Genomic DNA, 18,707 nt, shown 5'->3' with positions numbered 1-18,707 from the left:
GTGCCATCGGGTAATTTCATTCTGAAGTGGACAGCCAGTTTTGTTATGGTGCAGCTCGTTTTTTAACGGACTGATATTCTGCCCACGGATCGGCACTCATTTATGTCAAAGAGTTGCTGTAGAAATGCCTGAACCAATCCCGATCAAGGACCATGAAAAAGAGACGCGGCTGGTCAATAAACGATTGATTGCCTGTGCTCTGTTCGTCTTCGCCATCAGCTGTGCTCTGGTTGTGCGCCTATACATCCTCCAGGTCGTGGAGTTCGAGTACCACTCGACCATCTCCGAAAACAACCGTGTCCACGTCTTGCCGATTCCGCCGACGCGCGGGCTGATCTACGACCGCAACGGTGTCCTTCTCGCCGACAACCGTCCCAGCTACAACCTGACCATCACCCGTGAGCGTGCAACTGACATCAATCAGGAGCTGGACGAAGTCATCAACTTGCTGCACTTGCCTGCAGAAGACCGCACGGTATTCGATAAGGCGATGAAGCAATCCCGTCATCCGTTCACACCGGTCACTTTGTTTTATGAGCTGACGGAAGAGCAAATCGCCGTCCTGGCGGTCAACGAGTTCCGTTTGCCGGGTCTTGATGTCGAACCGCAGTTCGTCCGGCACTACCCCCTCGGCGCTCATTTCGCCCATTCGATCGGTTATGTCGGCCGGATCAATGAAAAAGAATCGAAAACCCTGGACTCCGTTGAATACCGTGGTACGCAATCCATCGGTAAGACCGGTATCGAGCGCTTCTATGAAGCGCAGCTGCATGGCCATGTCGGTTACGAAGAAGTCGAAACCAACGCTCAAGGCCGAGTGCTGCGGGTGCTCAAGCACACCGATCCGGTGCCAGGTAAAAACATCGTCCTCAGCCTGGACGTCAAGCTGCAGGAGGCCGCTGAAGCGGCGTTGGGCGATCGTCGTGGTTCAGTGGTAGCCCTCGATCCGTCCACGGGAGAAGTGCTGGCGATGGTCAGCAATCCGAGTTTCGATCCGAATCTGTTCGTCACAGGCATCAGCTCGAAGGAATATTCGGCGCTGCGGGATTCCATCGACCGGCCGCTGTTCAACCGTGTATTGCGCGGCCTCTACGCCCCAGGCTCGACGATTAAACCGGAAGTCGCCGTCGCGGGGCTGGACGCAGGCGTCGTGACTCCGCAGACGCGAGTATTCGATCCCGGCTATTACCAACTTCCGGACTTCGATCACAAGTATCGCAACTGGAACCACAGCGGTGACGGCTGGGTGGACATGGACGCGGCGATCATGCGTTCCAACGACACCTACTTCTACGACCTTGCGCACAAGCTTGGCATTGATCGTCTGCACGACTACATGGCGATGTTTGGCCTTGGTGAAAAAGTCTCGCTGGACATGTTTGAAGAGTCGCCCGGCCTGATGCCGTCGCAAGCGTGGAAACGCGCTACAAGGCGACAGGCCTGGTATCCCGGCGAGACGGTTATTCTTGGCATCGGCCAAGGCTACATGCAGGTCACGCCACTGCAATTGGCTCAAGCCACTGCCCTGATCGCCAACAAGGGCATATGGAATCGGCCGCATCTGGCCAAGTCTGTGGATGGCGTTGCGCCGGTTGACGAGCATCCGATGCCGAATATCCTGCTCAAGGATCCGCGCGATTGGGAGCAGGTCAACCACGGCATGCAGATGGTCATGCACGATGCTCGAGGCATTGCCCGAGCGGCCGCTGCGGGCGCGCAATACCGCATCGCCGGCAAGAGTGGTACGGCGCAAGTGGTGGCGATCAAGCAGGGTGAGCGCTACAACCGCGAAAAAACCCTCGAGCGCCATCGTGACAACGCCCTGTTTGTAGGATTCGCACCGGCCGAACATCCGAAGATCGCCATCTCGGTAATGATCGAAAACGGCGAGGCGGGTGGTCGTGTTGCCGGTCCAGTAGTGAGACAGATCATGGACGCTTGGTTACTCGACCAGGATGGCCACCTCAAGCCGCAATACGCAGCGCCGAGCAAAGCACCGGGCGATCCTCACGTCTGAGGCGTAACGGTTTCACAGCACAGGCTCCCGCAAGGGGAGCCTGTAATTACGCTCCGGGAACCGGGCAATTCATGTCACCTTCCTCGCATTTCAAATAGTGTTTGAGTGCCTCGACACGCGTCTTGGTCATGCCGGTCAGGCAAACGCTGTAAATCAATGGATAGACACTCCCGCCCGCCACCCCAGATGCCGAAAACTTGCACTCGGCATCCCGGAAGCTGATCCACGCCCGCTGCGCGTTGACCAGCAGCTTCTTGCCTTCCGGGTTGTCCTTCAAGCGCCCGGTGACCTGCTGGTACAGCGCATTCAGTTCCTTGTCTGCCGCTTTGAACGCTTGCCCCGCACATTGATTCATCGTTGCCTGATCGCTGGCATTGGCACAGTCAGTGGCGGCATGGGCGAATGGGGAAAACACAAAGGGCGCAAAGGCCAGAAGCACGCGTACTGACATGAGGTTCTCACTGTATCGAATGTAAAGAGCACCACAGTGTAGCGATTGTTATGTACGAAAGCGGGACGCCTCAAGCAAGCGATCCGCCGTGGCCGTGATTTCCTCGACTTCATGCAGTCGCTCCAGCCAGTGTTCGGGAATTCCTCGAGCCCCGTAGTAGGCTCCTGCCAATTGGCCCACGATAGCCGCTGTCGTATCCGCATCGTCACCCAGATTGGCTGCTGTGAGTACGGCGTCGGTGTACGTATGCGTGTGATGAAAGCACCACAAAGCGGCTTCCAGTGATTGGACGCTATAGCCGCTGCCTTTGATTTCAGTCTCGCCTTTGTCGAGGTATTCACCCCGCGCGATAGCAACCACCTTGGGCTGGGAAAGCTCTGACAGTGACGACCGGCGAAGCTGCGTTTTGTCCGCACCTTCAAGCGCTCTTGTGATCAGATCAGCCAGCAATTGGCAGCACTCGACTGCCTCCGGCGCGGCATGAGTTGTGCGCGAACTGTCGGCCGCAAAGGCCTGGATCTGTCGAATGTCGGGAAAATAGAACAGCACGACGGGCGCCAGTCGCATCAGCGATCCGTTGCCGGCAGTCAACGGGTCAGTCGAGCCGGCAAAAGGCTCCCCAGTTTGCTGGTACTGATGCAGCGCCCGGCTAACGGTCATGCCGATGTCGAAACATTCACCGGTGGAGCTCAGGTATCCCCATTTCCACCAATTGAGATAGCGGCCCATCTGATCAGCCGCGTCGAACCCATTCTTGCTCAGCAGGCTCTCGGCCAGGCACAGCGCCATTGAGGTGTCATCGGTCCATTGCCCAGGTTTGAGCTGGAACGGACCACCGCCAACCATATCACTGACCGGCTGGAATGATCCTCGCGGTTGAAACTCCACTGTTGTGCCGACCGCATCGCCGCAAGCCAAACCGAGGAGGGCGCCGCGATAACGATCGGCGAGAGAAGGCTGCATGATTCTTCCTTGTTTCTGCGAATTCGCGGGAAAGATAACAGGTCAGACGACGCTGATCACAGAGCGGAAACTACGGCAGGATGTGTCCGCTCGAATCAGTGGCTGCAGCGCTTCGATACAACTTCGCATTGGACATGTGGTCATACAAGCCTAGTGTTCAGAACAGGAGGTGACGTATGAAACCAGTACCTAACAGTTTCGAACGCAAAATCACGCTCAAGGCGTCGCGTTCCCACGTTTGGCGTGCATTGGTCGATGCCGAGGCATTTGGTCAGTGGTTTGGCGTGGCGCTCGAGGGCCGGCGGTTCATTGCAGGTGAATGGACGCAAGGCCAGGTCACGTACCCCGGTTATGAACACGTGTTGTGGAATGTGCTGATCGAGCGCGTCGAGCCGCAGCAGTTGTTTTCTTTCCGCTGGCACCCGTATGCAGTCAATCCGAAGATCGATTACTCGCAAGAGCCGACCACGCTGGTCAAGTTCGAATTGCAGGACTTCGAAAAGGGTACGTTGCTCAAGGTTTCGGAATCGGGCTTTGCACACATTCCCGACATCCGCCAGAAGGAGGCGTATTACATGGACAGTCGTGGTTGGGAGGAGCAATTGAGCAGGCTTGAACAGTTCCTCGCCGAAAGCGCGAAGGCCCGTGAAAGCGGAAATGCCTGAAGGGTCTAAGGGTTTTCGGAAGTGGTTGTATGGCGAATGTCTTACACGCGTTGATAGCTTTTACGACTATTGCTGATTGGATCCACTCGGTAATCTACACACATCAACTGAGACGCAGGGAGTGTTTCAGGATCATGGATGATCGACCATTTGCAAGGATCGCTGCCGACAGGGAGTCGATAATGGTCTTGGGAAAAACCCGCTTCGGCGGGTTTTTTTTCGTCTGTATGCAGGTGCCGCCGAAGGCTGCGATCTTTTGATTTTGCTTCTAAAGCCAAAGTCAAAGAAACCGCAGCCTGCTGCAAATGTCACCCGTTACGAAGCAATCAACTGCCGCAATACGTAATGCAGAATCCCCCCGGATTTGAAGTACTCGACCTCATTCAACGTATCAATCCGGCACAAGACTTCAATCTTCTCCTGACGCCCGTCCTCGCGAGTGATCACCAAAGCCAGGTTCATCCGCGGCCTCAGCTCAACGCCGGTCAATCCCAGAATCTCGAACGTCTCTTTGCCGGTCAGATTGAGGCTCTTGCGATTCTGATCAAGCTTGAACTGCAATGGCAGCACACCCATGCCAACCAGATTCGAGCGGTGAATACGCTCAAAGCTCTCCGCAATTACAGCTTTGACGCCCAGCAGATTGGTGCCTTTCGCCGCCCAGTCACGGCTCGACCCGGTGCCATACTCCTGACCGGCAATCACTACCAGCGGCGTGCCCGCAGCCTGATATTTCATCGCAGCGTCATAGATCGCCATTTTCTCCCCGGTGGGAATGTAAAAGGTATTCCCGCCTTCCTCGCCCCCGAGCATCTCGTTACGAATACGGATGTTGGCAAACGTGCCCCGCATCATCACCTCATGATTGCCGCGACGGGAACCATAAGAGTTGAAGTCGCGTGGCTCGACGCCTTTTTCCTGCAGATAACGCCCCGCAGGGCTGTCGACCTTGATGTTGCCGGCGGGGGAGATGTGGTCTGTGGTTACCGAATCACCCAGCAAAGCCAAGACCCGCGCGCCCTTGACGTCTTTTACCTCCGGCAGAGGACCGGAAATGTCGTCGAAGAAAGGCGGATGCTGGATGTAGGTCGAATCGTCCTGCCAAACGTAAGTCGCCGCTTGCGGGACTTCGATGGCTTGCCATTGCTCATCACCGGCGAACACTTCGGCGTATTCCTTGTGGAACATCGTCGTATTGACCTGAGCCACCGCCTCGGCGATTTCCCGGCTACTTGGCCAGATGTCGCGCAGATATACCGGATTGCCCTGTTGGTCTTCGCCCAGCGGTTCGCTGCTGATATCGGTGCGCACGCTACCGGCCAATGCGTAGGCGACGACCAGCGGAGGTGAGGCCAGCCAGTTGGTCTTCACCAGCGGATGTACGCGGCCTTCGAAGTTGCGGTTGCCGGACAAGACCGAAGCGACGGTCAGATCGGCTTTCTGAATGGCTTTCTCGATCGGCTCCGGCAGTGGCCCGGAGTTGCCGATGCAGGTGGTGCAGCCATAGCCGACCAGTGAAAAACCGAGTTGATCAAGGTACTGCGTCAGCCCGGCAGCCTTGTAGTAATCAGTGACGACTTTCGAACCAGGGGCTAGTGAGCTTTTTACCCACGGCTTGCGCGTCAGGCCTTTCTCGACGGCTTTCTTCGCCAGCAACCCGGCCGCCATCATCACGCTCGGGTTGGAAGTGTTGGTGCAGGAAGTAATCGCGGCGATAACCACGGCACCGTTTTTCAGGCGATACGTCTTGCCCTCGTATTCGTAGTCAGCTTCGCCTATCAGATCGGCGTTGCCCACCGCCACGCCGCCACCGCCCTCGCTTTCCAGGCGTCCTTCTTCCTTGCTGGTGGGTTTGAATTGCAGGTCGATGAAATCACTGAAGGCCTGCGCGACATTCGGCAGCGAAACGCGATCCTGCGGGCGTTTCGGCCCGGCCAGACTCGCTTCGACGCTGCCCATGTCCAGCGCCAGGCTGTCGGTGAACACCGGCTCCTGACCCGGCAGCCGCCACAGGCCTTGAGCTTTGGTGTATGCCTCGACCAGCTTCACCACTTCCGGCGGCCGGCCCGACAGGCGCAAATATTCGAGCGTGACATCGTCGACCGGAAAGAAGCCGCACGTCGCGCCGTACTCCGGAGCCATGTTGGCGATGGTTGCGCGGTCGGCCAGTGGCAAGTCGGCGAGGCCGTCGCCATAGAACTCGACGAATTTACCGACCACGCCTTTCTTGCGCAGCATCTGCGTCACGGTCAGCACCAGATCGGTCGCGGTGATACCTTCCTTGAGTTTGCCGGTGAGTTTGAAGCCGATCACTTCGGGAATCAGCATCGACACCGGTTGCCCGAGCATGGCGGCTTCCGCTTCGATCCCGCCAACGCCCCAGCCAAGTACGCCGAGTCCGTTGATCATGGTGGTGTGGGAGTCCGTGCCGACCAGCGTGTCGGGAAATGCGTAAGTGCGGCCATCTTCGTCTTTGGTCCACACGGTGCGGCCGAGGTATTCGAGGTTGACCTGGTGGCAGATGCCGGTCCCCGGCGGTACCACGCTGAAGTTATCGAATGCGCTCTGGCCCCAGCGCAGAAAGGCGTAGCGCTCGCCGTTGCGTTGCATTTCGATGTCGACGTTCTGCTCGAACGCACTGGCGCTGGCGAACTTGTCGACCATTACTGAGTGGTCGATCACCAGATCCACCGGCGACAATGGATTGATCCGTTGCGGATCGCCGCCGGCCTTGGCCACAGCGGCGCGCATCGCCGCCAGGTCGACCACGGCGGGGACGCCGGTGAAATCCTGCATCAATACACGGGCCGGGCGGTACTGGATTTCCCGATCGGAGCGGCGCTCCTTGAGCCACGCGGCGATGGCCTTGAGGTCGGCGCCGGTGACGGTTTTTTCGTCTTCCCAGCGCAGCAGGTTTTCCAGCAGAACCTTCAACGACATCGGCAGCTTGTCGAGGTCGCCCAGGCTTTTGGCGGCTTCCGGCAGGCTGAAATAGTGGTAGGTCGTGGCGTCAATTTGTAGGGTTTTCAGTGACTTCAGACTATCGAGGGACGGCATTACGATCACTCCTTTGAGTCCGCACGGCTACGGACTGAGGGGACGGGCAGAGCATTAAACCTAGCCCTGTTTTGAGTAGCTGGCTAATAACTGGACTCTATGAGCGGAACCAAGGTTCCGACTTCGGCTATCATGCGCCGGTTTTCGTGACAGGCATTGCGGCAACGCAAGGCTTGAGCATCGCGCAGCGGCCGAATCATCGGCCGCTGCCCAGGAGTAAGAATGAACACCCTATTCATGCATTGCCGGCCCGGCTTCGAAGGCGAAGTCTGTTCGGAGATTTCCGACCTCGCCGCCCGTCTCAATGTCGCCGGTTACGCCAAAGCCAAAACGGCCGCGGCCTGCGCCGAGTTTGTCTGCACCGAAGCCGATGGCGCTGAACGCCTGATGCGCGGTCAGCGTTTCGCTGAGCTGATCTTCCCGCGCCAGTGGGCGCGTGGTTTTTTCATCGATCTGCCAGAAAACGATCGGATCAGCGTGATCCTGGCGCACATGGCCGATTTCCGGGTGTGCGGCAGCCTGTGGCTGGAAGTGGTCGATACCAATGACGGCAAGGAACTGTCGAACTTCTGCAAAAAATTCGAGGGCCCGCTGCGCAAGGCGCTGACCGCCGCCGGCAAACTGGTGGAGGACGCCAGCAAGCCGCGTTTGTTGCTGACCTTTAAAAGTGGTCGTGAGGTGTTCCTCGGCATGGCTGATGCCGGCAATTCGGCCATGTGGCCGATGGGCATTCCGCGCCTGAAGTTTCCCCGCGAAGCGCCAAGCCGTTCGACCCTGAAGCTGGAAGAGGCGTGGCACCACTTCATTCCGCGTGATCAGTGGGACGACCGTCTGCACAGCGACATGACCGGCGTCGACCTCGGTGCGGCGCCGGGCGGCTGGACCTGGCAACTGGTTAACCGCGGCATGCTGGTCACCGCCATCGACAACGGCCCGATGGCTGAAAGCCTGATGGACACCGGCCTGGTTCAGCATTTGATGGCGGACGGGTTCACCTTCAAGCCCAAGCAGCCGGTTGACTGGATGGTTTGCGATATCGTCGAGAAACCGGCGCGCAACGCGGCGATGCTGGAAGAATGGATTGGCGAGGGACATTGCCGCGAAGCAGTGGTCAACCTGAAGCTGCCGATGAAGCAGCGTTATGCCGAAGTAAAGCGGCTGCTGGAACGCATTGCCGATGGTTTCAAGGCGCGGGGAATCAAGGTAGATATTGGCTGCAAGCAGCTGTATCACGATCGTGAGGAAGTGACCTGCCACCTGCGCCGGCATGACAGCAAAAAGCCCAAGTCTCGCTGACCCATAGAGGTTGGACGAGATCCCGGGCAATGCGCGACAATGCCGGCCAGTTTCTGGAGTGAACCATGAGTGAAATGATCGATTCTCCGGTCGACGGCACCCTCGACGCCACCGGCCTCAATTGCCCGGAACCGGTGATGATGTTGCATCAGCACATCCGCGACCTGGTGCCCGGCGGCCTCTTGAAGGTGATCGCTACCGATCCTTCGACCAAACGTGACATCCCCAAGTTTTGCGTGTTCCTCGACCATGAGTTGGTCAGCCAGCATGAAGAAGCGGGTACTTATCTGTACTGGATTCGCAAGAAACCCTGACTCTGGGCAAAAAAAAGACCTGCAAATGCAGGTCTTTTTTTATGGGTGATCAGCCGAGCGAGCGACTGATCCGGATCCGCTTGCGCGCGCTGCGTGTCAGACGAATCGACAGCATCAGCGCCGCGCAACTCAAGCCGACAATCAAACCCTGCCACAGCCCGCTCGGGCCACGTGACTCGCCGAGCCAGTCGGTCAGCCCCAGCGCATAACCTACCGGCAAACCGATCCCCCAATAAGCGAACAGGGTCAGGATCATCGTCACGCGAGTGTCCTGGTAGCCACGTAACGCGCCGGCGGCGGTCACCTGGATCGCATCGGAAAACTGGAACAGTGCCGAATAGACAATCAGCATCGCCGCAATATGAATCACCGTCGGATCAGCGGTGTAGATCGATGCAATCGGCTCGCGCAGCAAAAGCATCAGGCTCGCCGACAGGCAGGCGTAGGCCAGTGCGGTGCCCATGCCGACTCCAGCGGCAAAACGTGCCTCACGCGGTTCCTCACGGCCCAGCGCCTGGCCGACACGCACGGTGACCGCCATGCCCAGCGAATAGGGAATCATGAACACCAGCGAGCTGACGTTCAGCGCGATCTGGTGCCCGGCCACCACCGTCGCGCCGAGGCTGCCGATCAGCAGGGCGATCACGGCGAAGATGCTCGACTCGGCAAACACCGCGATGCCGATCGGCAAACCAATCGATAGCAGACGTTTGATCACCGCCCACTGCGGCCAGTCGAAACGGCTGAACAGTTCGCTTGAGCGGTAGGCCGGCGCCCAGCGTTCGTAGCCGGCCAGGCCCAGCGCCATCACCCACATCACGATCGCCGTGGCCCAGCCGCAGCCGACGCCACCCATGGCCGGCACGCCGAAGTGGCCATAGATGAAGATGTAATTCAGCGGAATGTTCAGTGCCAGCCCGCACAGGCCCAGCACCATGGCCGGGCGCGTGCGGCCGATGCCGTCACTGGTGCAACGCAGCACGTGATAAATGGCCACTGCCGGCAGACCGCTGGCGATGCCGTGCAAGTACTGCATGCTCGGGTCGATCAGTTCGGCATCGACCTTCATCAGGTGCAAAACCGGTTCGGCGGCGACCAGCATCGCAGTGGCGATCAACCCCACCACCAACGCTAGCCATAGCGCCTGACGCACGATCGGACCGATCTCGCTGTGCTTGCCAGCGCCGAAGCGTTGCGCGACCTTCGGCGTGGTGGCCAGCAAGGTGCCGGTCATCAACAGAAACACCGGGACCCAGATCGAGTTGCCCAATGCTACCGCCGCCAGATCCTTGGGCCCTACGCGTCCCGCCATCACCGCATCGACGAAGCCCATGGCCGTGGTCGCCAGTTGCGCGATGATGATCGGCAGCGCCAGGGCGAGCAGGTTTTTCAACTCCAGGCGAATCCGCGCAGGGCGGGACAGGGAGACGGCGACGGGTTGGTCAGTTACAGAGTTCACAGGCGAAGCGTCCAGAAAGTATTGATGCGCAGAGCGGCGCATTCTACGCCGCTGACGCCTCGGTCAGGAAAAATCCTCTGTTGCGTATTTGTAAGCGCAAACCCTGCTGGCTGATCGGCGCGTCTGCACCTAAACTGCCGATCCGCCCAAGGAGCCCGCCATGCTGATTGTTGCCGACGAAAATATCCCGCTGCTCGATGCTTATTTTGCCGGTTTCGGTGAAATCCGCCGTGTGTCGGGCCGCTCCATTGACCGTGCCACGGTCGAGCACGCCGATGTGTTGCTGGTGCGTTCGGTGACCCGCGTTGACCGTGCGCTGCTTGAGGGCAGCAAGGTGCGCTTTGTCGGTACCTGCACCATCGGCACCGACCATTTGGATCTCGATTACTTCAAAGAGGCCGGGATTGGCTGGTCGAGCGCGCCGGGGTGTAATGCTCGTGGCGTGGTCGACTACGTACTGGGCAGTTTGATGACACTGGCCGAAATCGAAGGCGTTGATTTGACTCAGCGTACCTACGGCGTTGTCGGCGCCGGTGAAGTCGGTGGTCGCCTGATCAAGGTCTTGAAAGGTTTGGGCTGGAACGTAAAGGTTTGCGATCCGCCGCGTCAGGCTGCCGACGGCGGCGATCATGTCAGCCTCGAGCAGATCCTCGAGCAGTGCGACGTGATAAGTCTGCATACACCTTTGACCCGTAACGGCGACGATGCGACCTGGCATCTGTTTGATCGGCAGCGTCTGCAGCAACTCAAGCAAGGTGCGTGGCTGATCAATGCGGCGCGCGGCCCTGTGGTCGATAACGTTGCGCTGCTTGAAGTGCTGCTGGAGCGTGAAGACCTGCAGGCAGTGCTCGACGTCTGGGAAAAGGAGCCGGAAGTTGATCCTGCGCTGGCCGAACTCTGTGTGTTGGCGACACCGCATATTGCCGGTTACAGCCTTGACGGCAAGCAACGCGGAACCGCGCAGATCTACCAGGCCTACTGCGCTTTCAGCGGCCAGCCTGCGATTATCCAGCTGAGTGATCTGTTGCCAGCGCCGTGGTTGTCGGAAGTTTCCTTGCATGGCGACAGTGATCCGGCGTGGGCGCTGGCGATGTTGTGTCGGGGCGTGTATGACCCGCGCCGCGACGACGCGGATTTTCGCCGCAGTCTGGTAGGAAATGTCGCTGAGCAGCGTGAGGCATTTGACCAATTGCGCAAGCAGTACCCGGTACGACGCGAGATCGAAGGGCTGAAGGTGCGGATTGAAGGGGATGCGCCTGTGTTGCGCCAGATTGTGGCGGCGCTCGGCGCAACCCCGGTCCCATAACCGCATTGGCCTGTAGGAGCTGTCGAGTGAAACGAGGCTGCGATCTTTTGATCTTGCTTATTGAAGATCAAAAGATCGCAGCCTTCGGCAGCTCCTACACGATTCGCAGCTAAATCAGGCGCAGAAAAAACCCGGCCAATCAGGGTCGGGTCGGGAAGACGTTGGCTACATCACTCTTGTTCGGCAGGCTTGACCAATCGCTTCTCCAGTTCGCGGCAGGCGTCCTGGATCATGTCTTCAGTGATTGGTACTTCGCGGCCCTGCTCATCGATAATCGAGCAACCCAGAGACTGGTCGGGTTGGGTGCGGATCACTTCAATCTTGTCTTCGCTGCTGTGTTGCAAGGACATGGCCTGTCTCCTCATCAGGTTGTGTGCCTAAGTTAAAACCGCCACGTGACCAGGCTGTGACAACTCCCTGCGATCTGTCGGCGAGCGGCATCTCTACTCAAACAGAAATGCCGTCTCGTCTCAACCGCAACCTTAGACCAATCGTTTCTAGCATCCGGACATCCCGGGCATATTTAACCTGACTCATTGTGATTTACAGAGTTCCACCCCATTTGAGTCTGTAGGCTGGCCCGATTCATTTGCGCAGACGTGAATTCCATGATCTCCTTGCTATCTTCCCGACACCGGCGCGCCTTGCGCCTGACCAGTCATTTTCTCCTGCCGTACCGCTGGCATGCCTTCGGCGCTTTACTTGCGCTGATCGTCACCGCGGGCATTACCTTGTCAATGGGGCAGGGCATCAAGCTGCTTGTGGACCAAGGTTTCATGACCCGATCGCCGCATCTTCTTAATCAGTCCATCGCGATCTTCATGTTGCTGGTACTAGGCCTGGCACTGGGCACTTTCGCCCGTTTCTATCTGGTGTCATGGATCGGTGAGCGCGTGGTCGCTGATATTCGTCGCCAAGTGTTCAATCATTTGGTGTACCTGCATCCAGGCTTTTATGAGGACAACCGCAGTTCGGAAATCCAGTCGCGCCTGACCGCCGACACCACGCTACTGCAATCGGTGATTGGCTCGTCGCTTTCGTTGTTCCTGCGCAACCTGTTGATGGTAGTTGGCGGTGTGGTGCTGCTGTTCATCACCAATCCCAAACTCACCAGCATTGTGGTGATTGCGCTGCCGCTGGTGATTGCGCCGATCCTCATATTCGGCCGTCGCGTGCGCAATCTGTCGCGCCAGAGTCAGGATCGTATCGCTGACATTGGCAGTTACGTGTCTGAAACCCTCGGCCAGATCAAAACCGTGCAGGCCTACAACCATCAGGTGCAGGATGAGCAGCGTTTCGCCTCCACCGTAGAGCAGGCGTTCGAGACCGCACGCAAACGGATCTTCCAGCGGGCGTGGTTGATCACGCTGGTGATCGTGCTGGTGCTTGGCGCGGTGGCGGTGATGTTGTGGGTTGGTGGCATGGATGTCATGGCCGGGCGGATATCGGCCGGCGAGCTGGCGGCATTCGTTTTTTATAGCCTGATCGTCGGTAGCGCGTTCGGCACGCTGAGCGAAGTGATCGGCGAACTGCAACGCGCTGCGGGTGCCGCTGAACGCATCGCGGAATTGCTGCGCTCGGAAAACATTATCCAGCCACCGGTGGCCGGACTGGTCACTTTGCCAGCGCGAGTCAAAGGTGAGCTTGAATTGCGCGACGTGCGCTTTTCCTACCCCTCTCGTCCGGAAAGTTACGCAGTCGATGGCTTGAGTTTGACGGTGAGGGCGGGCGAAACCCTGGCATTGGTGGGGCCGTCAGGCGCGGGCAAATCCACGGTTTACGACCTGTTGCTGCGCTTCTACGATCCGCGCGAAGGGCAGATTCTGCTGGATGGAGCGCCGCTGACCAGCCTTGACCCGCTGGATCTGCGCCGCTGTTTCGCTCTGGTGTCGCAAACCCCGGCGCTGTTTTTTGGCAGCGTGGAGGAGAACATTCGCTACGGCTGCCCGACCGCCACACTGGCGCAGGTCAAGGAAGCCGCGCGAATTGCCCACGCCCACGACTTCATCGAACAAATGCCGGATGGTTATCAGACTCATCTGGGCGATGGCGGCCTCGGCCTGTCCGGCGGTCAACGCCAGCGCCTGGCCATCGCTCGGGCCTTGCTCGTGGACGCGCCAATCCTGCTGCTGGACGAAGCCACCAGCGCCCTCGACGCACAGAGCGAGCATCTGATCCAGCAAGCCTTGCCAACGCTGATGGAAAACCGCACCACGCTGGTCATCGCCCACCGACTGGCCACGGTGAAAAACGCTGATCGGATTGCGGTGATGGATCAAGGCAAGTTGGTGGCGGTTGGGACACATCAGCAATTGATCGCCAGCAACCCGCTGTATGCGCGGCTGGCGGCGTTGCAGTTTAATGATGGCCACGCAGTGGACTTGTAGGAGCTGCCGAAGGCTGCGATCTTTTGATCTTGCTTTACAAAAAATGCCCGCATTGAATGCGGGCATTTTTACATCAAAGATCGCAGTTTTCGGCAGCTCTTGCCTACCCGGGATTACCGGTTACTGATCATCAAAATACCGCTCATGCCAATCCACCAGCGGTTGGGGAGAATTAAGCTTCTGGCCGTAGATCACCGAATATGACAGTACGTTCTGCACGTATTGACGGGTTTCGTCGAACGGGATGCTTTCCACCCAGACGTCAAAACTCAGGTGATCAGCGCCGCGCAGCCACTGACGCACGCGGCCGGGGCCGGCGTTGTAAGCGGCGGAGGCGAGGACGCGGTTACCGTTGAACTGGCTGTGCACCTGACTGAGGTAAGCAGCACCGAGCTGGATGTTCTTGTCCGGATCGAGCACTTGCTGGGGCGAGGCCAGCGGAATGCTGAACTTGCGCGCGGTTTCCTTGGCGGTGCCGGGCATCAGTTGCATCAGACCGCTGGCGCCGACGCCGGAGCGCGCGTCGTCCATGAAGGCGCTTTCCTGCCGGGTGATGGCGAACACCCAGCTTGAATGCAGGCCGCGGACCTTGGCTTCACGCACTAGGGTATCGCGGTGAGCCATCGGGAAGCGGATGTCCAGGTCGTCCCAGTACTGCGCCTGACTGATGGTGCGGATTGCCGGGAAGTACCATTTCAGGTCATACGCCAGTTTCGCCTGGGCGACCATTTCATCGCGATTGAAATGACGGCTGACGTGATACCACTCGCGACGCCCGTCGACGATCTGCCCACGTGCATGAAACTCCAGCGCACGACGCACGCCGGGGGTGTTGCGAACCTTGCTGATCAACGCCTGGCTGAGCACCAGCGGCTTATTGTTCAACGAGTAAGGCGACTGCGAGCGATCAGCGGCAAGGAAACCGTAGAAGTCCCGTTCCCGCGCCAGATTCTTGTACAGGGTCAGCGCTTGCGGGTTTTGCGGTTGGGCCAGTTCCAGGCTGCGCGCCTGCCAGTAGCGCCAGCGGTTGGTGGTGGCCAGGTCTTGCGGCAGACGTTTGGTCAGTTCGTAGGCATCGTTCCAGCGTGCCAGACGCAGCAGCAGGCGCAGGCGCCATTCCGATACGGTGTTGTCGCGCAGCTCCGGATCGTATTTGGTCATAACGTCCAGCGCGCGGCTGTCGAAGCGGCGCGCAAGGGTCAGGCCGATCTCGCGAGCAATCGCGACTTTTTCATCGCGAGAGAAATGCATGCTGCTGGCGTAACCGTCGAGCAGAGCCATGGCCTTGTCCGGATCCTGCCTTGCGAGGCGGCGCAGGCCGAGGCTGACAACGTCTGACATCGGCTCGTCGGCCGGGGTGAAGCGCGACGGCTGGTTAAGCAGTTCGGGTTTCTGCGCGACGTCGACCAGCAAGCGACCGCGCGGGGCGAGGCTGGTCAAGCCGTTGATCAGGCTGTTCGCCAGCGGATAGTTACGCGCCTGCGCGGCGAGTTTGGTGCGTTCCCAGCGTTTCTGTTCGGTCAGTTGGCCGTCGGCAGCCCAGATGCCGAACAGGGCGTCACAGGCGGCGGGTTGCGATTTGCCGGTCAGCCAGAGTTTTTCCGCGTTGGCGTAGCCTTCAGCTTTCTTGTCGTGGCTGATCTGATACTGCGCGTTGAGGCAGTCTAGCTCAGTGAAGTTCAGCTTCGGATCGTAGTATTTGACGAAGGTCGCCCAGTCGCCACGGTCGGCGAGCCAGCGCAACCAGCGCAGCTTCATCCAGTTGGCTTGCGGCAGGTCACCGTGTTCGGCGAGGAATTTCTCGATTTCCGCGTTGCTTGCCGTCTTCAGACGCGCGGTCAGTTCGTCGTAGGCCAGATACGGTTCCAGCGGATAATCGGACAGCGCCTGGCTGTAGCGGAAATACGGGCCGGTATCGCCCTTGGCCAGCGCGCGCTTGGCTTCATCGTAATACTGGCGTTGGGTAGACAGGTCCACCGCCTGGACGGATTGAGCGGCAGCGGCGGTAAGAAACAAGCAGGACATAACACTGAAAAGGCGACTGCGCATGAGACATCCGGGCAGAGAAATCATGACAAGTGCCGATCGGAATCCGCACTGAATTGCCTGTAGCTTAGCCTTTTGCCAGCAAGCGGCGAAAGCTTTGCGAGCCTCGCTGCACAAGTTCGCAACAAATGTTGTGCAGAGTGCTTCGACAGACAAATTGCCGGCCTGCTGAAGCCTCAAGTCAGGTAGAATGCGCGCCCGGTTTTTGGAGAAGCTCATGACCCTGCTCAAATTCAGCGATGTGTCCCTTGCGTTCGGCGCTATGCCGTTGTTGGACAAGGTGTCCTGGCAGATCGCCCGTGGTGAGCGGGTGTGCATCATCGGTCGCAACGGCACTGGCAAGTCCAGCATGATGAAACTGGTCAAGGGCGACCAGAAGCCCGATGACGGCTCGGTGTGGCGTGCCCCCGGTCTGAAAATCGGCGAATTGCCGCAAGAATTGCCAGTGGCCGACGACCGGACGGTATTCGATGTGGTGGCTGAAGGCCTCGACGGTGTAGGCGCCTTGCTCGCCGAATACCATCACCTGAGCCAGAACATCGTCACCGACGCCGATCTGGACAAGCTGATGCATGTCCAGCACGACCTCGAAGCCCGTGACGGCTGGCGCTTGCAGACGCTGGTCGACAGCACCCTCAGCCGCCTGCAACTGCCGGCCGACAAGACTCTCGCCGAACTCTCCGGCGGCTGGCGTCGTCGCGTGCTGCTGGCACAGGCGCTGGTGTCCGAGCCCGATCTGCTGCTGCTCGACGAACCGACCAACCACCTGGACATCGGTGCGATTGCCTGGCTCGAAGAGGCGCTGAAAGATTTCCAGGGCGCCGTGCTGTTCATCACGCACGACCGTTCCTTCCTGCAAAACCTCGCCACGCGCATTCTCGAACTGGATCGCGGCGGCCTGATCGATTGGAACGGCGACTACGCCAGTTTCCTCGTACACAAGGAAGCCGCGCTGGCGGCTGAAGAGACCGCCAACGCGCTGTTCGACAAGCGTCTGGCTCAGGAAGAAGTGTGGATCCGTCAGGGCATCAAGGCCCGTCGCACCCGTAACGAAGGCCGTGTACGTGCGCTGAAAGCTTTGCGCGTTGAGCGCAGTGAGCGTCGCGAGCGTACCGGCAAGGCCAACATCCACCTGGAAACCGCGGACAAGTCCGGCAAGCAAGTGATGGTGCTGGAGAACGTGAGCTTCGCGCATCCGGGCGGGCCGTTCCTGATCAAGGATTTTTCGATGGTCCTGCAGCGCGGCGACCGTATTGGTCTGCTCGGCGCCAACGGTACCGGCAAGACCACACTGTTGAAACTGATGCTCAGCGGTCTGCAACCGACCAGCGGCAAAGTGGAAGAGGGCACGCGCATCGACGTGGCGTACTTCGACCAGTTGCGCCATCAGTTGGATCTGGAAAAAACCGTGATCGACAACGTCGCCGAAGGTCGCGACTTCATCGACATCGACGGGCAGAGCCGTCACGTGCTGAGCTATCTCGGCGACTTCCTGTTCAGCCCGCAGCGTGCGCGCACGCCGGTCAAGGCGTTGTCCGGTGGTGAGCGTGCACGTCTGTTGCTGGCGAAGCTGTTCAGCAAACCGGCTAACCTGCTGGTACTCGACGAGCCGACCAACGATCTCGACGTGGAAACCCTCGAACTGCTCGAAGAAGTGCTGCTGACCTTCAATGGCACCGTGCTGATGGTGAGCCACGACCGGGCATTCCTCGATAACGTGGTGACCAGCACCCTGGTATTCGAAGGCGAAGGCAAGGTTCGTGAATACGTCGGCGGTTATCAGGACTGGATCCGTCAGGGCGGCTCACCGCGTCTGTTGGGCGTGACTGAAAGCAAGTCGGGCAAGGCTGACCTGAACTCGGCGGTGGTTGCCGCTGAGCCTGCTGTGGTTGCTGCGCCTGCCGCTGCTGCACCGGCTGCAAAGAAAAAGCTGAGCTACAAGCTGCAGCGCGAGCTGGAAGCCTTGCCGGGCGACATCGACGCCAAGGAACAGCAGATTGCTGCGGTTGAGGCTGAAATGGCTGAAGCCGGTTTCTATCAGCGTCCGCCGGCGGAAACGGCCAAGGTCATTGCTTCGCTGGAACAATTGCAGGCCGAGCTGGATGCGTTGGTGGAGCGTTGGGCCGAGCTGGATGCCTGATCGATCGTGATGTGCAAAAGCCCGGCGCTCAGTGATGAGCGCCGGGCTTTTCATATGTAACGCGATCAGCAGGCTGGATCAGATCAAAATGTGGGGAGCGAAACCAGTCAGCGTTTGACCAGGTGCACCGCGAGCACATCGCAAGGGGCGCCATGCAGCACATCATTTGCGGTCGAGCCTAGCAATAGCGCCAGACCGTGACGGCCATGGCTGCCAACCACGATCAGATCGCACGCTTGTTCCTTGGCAAAATGATGAATTTCCTGGCGTGGCTGGCCGTAGGTCAGGTGGCAATTGGCGCCAACGAGCTCGGTATATTTGGATTTGAGCTTTTCAAGGCGTTCCTTGGCCTGATCGAACTGCTGTTGTTGCAGTTGTGACAGATCCATCGGCACATCGCCACCGAAGGCCATGGCCATTGGTTCAACGATATGCACCAGCGACAACTTGGCACCGTTGCTCACCGACAACTCGCGGGCGCGGTGGATCACAGGGTCGCACTCTTCGGTCAGATCTACAGCGACCAGTATGTGGTGGTAGGGCATGAGGTGCTCCTCCTGAGGTTTCGATATTGGTAAGTATGGCTGGTTTCAAGCGCATTGGTTC

14 protein-coding genes are annotated in these 18,707 nt (G+C 59.0%); 7 read left to right on the top strand and 7 right to left on the bottom strand.

All coding sequences use genetic code 11. From position 1 onward, the window contains the following. Positions 1–124 precede the first annotated feature (124 nt). On the top strand, positions 125–2,017 hold the full coding sequence (mrdA, locus tag CXF97_RS12695; protein ID WP_101158785.1) for a penicillin-binding protein 2: 1,893 nt from the start codon (positions 125–127) through the stop codon (positions 2,015–2,017). A 46-nt stretch (positions 2,018–2,063) separates the two neighbouring features. Here mrdA and CXF97_RS12690 read toward each other — a convergent pair whose 3' ends face one another. Together CXF97_RS12690 and CXF97_RS12685 are read right to left on the bottom strand one after the other, a co-directional pair. Beyond that, positions 2,064–2,468 carry a lysozyme inhibitor LprI family protein gene (locus CXF97_RS12690; RefSeq protein WP_101158784.1) on the bottom strand — a complete coding sequence of 135 codons (405 nt, stop codon included), beginning with the start codon at positions 2,466–2,468 and terminating at the stop codon, positions 2,064–2,066. A 48-nt stretch (positions 2,469–2,516) separates the two neighbouring features. Continuing rightward, positions 2,517–3,431, bottom strand: coding sequence for an ADP-ribosylglycohydrolase family protein (locus tag CXF97_RS12685; protein WP_101158783.1), 915 nt, complete (start codon positions 3,429–3,431; stop codon positions 2,517–2,519). A gap of 176 nt (positions 3,432–3,607) precedes the next feature. Between CXF97_RS12685 and CXF97_RS12680 the strand changes: the two genes are divergently transcribed. Beyond that, the gene (locus CXF97_RS12680) at positions 3,608–4,096 is read left to right on the top strand and encodes an SRPBCC family protein (RefSeq protein ID WP_101158782.1); all 489 of its coding nucleotides are present in this window, start codon (positions 3,608–3,610) and stop codon (positions 4,094–4,096) included. A 315-nt stretch (positions 4,097–4,411) separates the two neighbouring features. Here CXF97_RS12680 and acnA read toward each other — a convergent pair whose 3' ends face one another. Then, complete coding sequence (acnA, locus tag CXF97_RS12670; protein WP_101158780.1) at positions 4,412–7,153, bottom strand: aconitate hydratase AcnA; 2,742 nt, start codon at positions 7,151–7,153, stop codon at positions 4,412–4,414. Positions 7,154–7,375: 222 nt separating this feature from the next. Between acnA and rlmM the strand changes: the two genes are divergently transcribed. Together rlmM and tusA are read left to right on the top strand one after the other, a co-directional pair. Continuing rightward, complete coding sequence (gene rlmM / locus CXF97_RS12665; protein ID WP_101158779.1) at positions 7,376–8,449, top strand: 23S rRNA (cytidine(2498)-2'-O)-methyltransferase RlmM; 1,074 nt, start codon at positions 7,376–7,378, stop codon at positions 8,447–8,449. A 65-nt stretch (positions 8,450–8,514) separates the two neighbouring features. After that, positions 8,515–8,763 (top strand): sulfurtransferase TusA, encoded by a 249-nt coding sequence (gene tusA, locus CXF97_RS12660; protein ID WP_101158778.1) that lies wholly within the window; start codon positions 8,515–8,517, stop codon positions 8,761–8,763. Between the two features lie 49 nt (positions 8,764–8,812). Here the strand turns inward: tusA and CXF97_RS12655 are convergent, their stop codons facing one another. Next, the gene (locus CXF97_RS12655) at positions 8,813–10,222 is read right to left on the bottom strand and encodes an MATE family efflux transporter (protein ID WP_101158787.1); all 1,410 of its coding nucleotides are present in this window, start codon (positions 10,220–10,222) and stop codon (positions 8,813–8,815) included. 160 nt (positions 10,223–10,382) lie between these two features. Here CXF97_RS12655 and pdxB point away from each other — a divergent pair, with 160 nt between their 5' ends. After that, positions 10,383–11,528, top strand: a complete 1,146-nt coding sequence (gene pdxB, locus CXF97_RS12650) for a 4-phosphoerythronate dehydrogenase PdxB (RefSeq protein ID WP_101158777.1) — start codon at positions 10,383–10,385, stop codon at positions 11,526–11,528. 170 nt (positions 11,529–11,698) lie between these two features. Here pdxB and CXF97_RS12645 read toward each other — a convergent pair whose 3' ends face one another. Next, positions 11,699–11,878, bottom strand: a complete 180-nt coding sequence (locus tag CXF97_RS12645; protein WP_101158776.1) for a PA1571 family protein — start codon at positions 11,876–11,878, stop codon at positions 11,699–11,701. Positions 11,879–12,136: 258 nt separating this feature from the next. Here CXF97_RS12645 and CXF97_RS12640 point away from each other — a divergent pair, with 258 nt between their 5' ends. Continuing rightward, positions 12,137–13,915: an ABC transporter transmembrane domain-containing protein gene (locus CXF97_RS12640; RefSeq protein WP_101158775.1), complete on the top strand. Its 1,779-nt coding sequence runs from the start codon at positions 12,137–12,139 to the stop codon at positions 13,913–13,915. A 120-nt stretch (positions 13,916–14,035) separates the two neighbouring features. Here the strand turns inward: CXF97_RS12640 and CXF97_RS12635 are convergent, their stop codons facing one another. After that, entirely contained in the window at positions 14,036–15,964 is a 1,929-nt protein-coding gene (locus CXF97_RS12635) for a transglycosylase SLT domain-containing protein (RefSeq protein ID WP_101158774.1), read from the bottom strand. A gap of 214 nt (positions 15,965–16,178) precedes the next feature. Between CXF97_RS12635 and CXF97_RS12630 the strand changes: the two genes are divergently transcribed. Then, on the top strand, positions 16,179–18,101 hold the full coding sequence (locus CXF97_RS12630; protein WP_101158773.1) for an ATP-binding cassette domain-containing protein: 1,923 nt from the start codon (positions 16,179–16,181) through the stop codon (positions 18,099–18,101). A gap of 107 nt (positions 18,102–18,208) precedes the next feature. Here the strand turns inward: CXF97_RS12630 and CXF97_RS12625 are convergent, their stop codons facing one another. Next, positions 18,209–18,646, bottom strand: coding sequence for a universal stress protein (locus CXF97_RS12625; RefSeq protein WP_101158772.1), 438 nt, complete (start codon positions 18,644–18,646; stop codon positions 18,209–18,211). Between the last annotated feature and the right edge of the window lie 61 nt (positions 18,647–18,707).

It is taken from the genome of Pseudomonas sp. Choline-02u-1 (assembly GCF_002836515.1).
Taxonomy (GTDB): Bacteria; Pseudomonadota; Gammaproteobacteria; order Pseudomonadales; family Pseudomonadaceae; genus Aquipseudomonas.
Note: the sequence above shows the minus strand (reverse complement) of the source record. Positions and strands in the feature narration are given on the sequence as shown.

What these genes read in the sequence shown, in the direction of transcription:
- rlmM (WP_101158779.1), top strand. Translation starts at nt 7,376, where the DNA reads ATGAACACCCTATTCATGCATTGCCGGCCCGGCTTCGAAGGCGAAGTC.
- CXF97_RS12630 (WP_101158773.1), top strand. Translation starts at nt 16,179, where the DNA reads ATGACCCTGCTCAAATTCAGCGATGTGTCCCTTGCGTTCGGCGCTATG.
- tusA (WP_101158778.1), top strand. Translation starts at nt 8,515, where the DNA reads ATGAGTGAAATGATCGATTCTCCGGTCGACGGCACCCTCGACGCCACC.
- CXF97_RS12640 (WP_101158775.1), top strand. Translation starts at nt 12,137, where the DNA reads ATGATCTCCTTGCTATCTTCCCGACACCGGCGCGCCTTGCGCCTGACC.
- mrdA (WP_101158785.1), top strand. Translation starts at nt 125, where the DNA reads ATGCCTGAACCAATCCCGATCAAGGACCATGAAAAAGAGACGCGGCTG.
- CXF97_RS12645 (WP_101158776.1), bottom strand. Translation starts at nt 11,878, where the DNA reads ATGTCCTTGCAACACAGCAGCGAAGACAAGATTGAAGTGATCCGCACC.
- CXF97_RS12625 (WP_101158772.1), bottom strand. Translation starts at nt 18,646, where the DNA reads ATGCCCTACCACCACATACTGGTCGCTGTAGATCTGACCGAAGAGTGC.
- CXF97_RS12680 (WP_101158782.1), top strand. Translation starts at nt 3,608, where the DNA reads ATGAAACCAGTACCTAACAGTTTCGAACGCAAAATCACGCTCAAGGCG.
- acnA (WP_101158780.1), bottom strand. Translation starts at nt 7,153, where the DNA reads ATGCCGTCCCTCGATAGTCTGAAGTCACTGAAAACCCTACAAATTGAC.
- pdxB (WP_101158777.1), top strand. Translation starts at nt 10,383, where the DNA reads ATGCTGATTGTTGCCGACGAAAATATCCCGCTGCTCGATGCTTATTTT.
- CXF97_RS12690 (WP_101158784.1), bottom strand. Translation starts at nt 2,468, where the DNA reads ATGTCAGTACGCGTGCTTCTGGCCTTTGCGCCCTTTGTGTTTTCCCCA.
- CXF97_RS12635 (WP_101158774.1), bottom strand. Translation starts at nt 15,964, where the DNA reads ATGCGCAGTCGCCTTTTCAGTGTTATGTCCTGCTTGTTTCTTACCGCC.
- CXF97_RS12685 (WP_101158783.1), bottom strand. Translation starts at nt 3,431, where the DNA reads ATGCAGCCTTCTCTCGCCGATCGTTATCGCGGCGCCCTCCTCGGTTTG.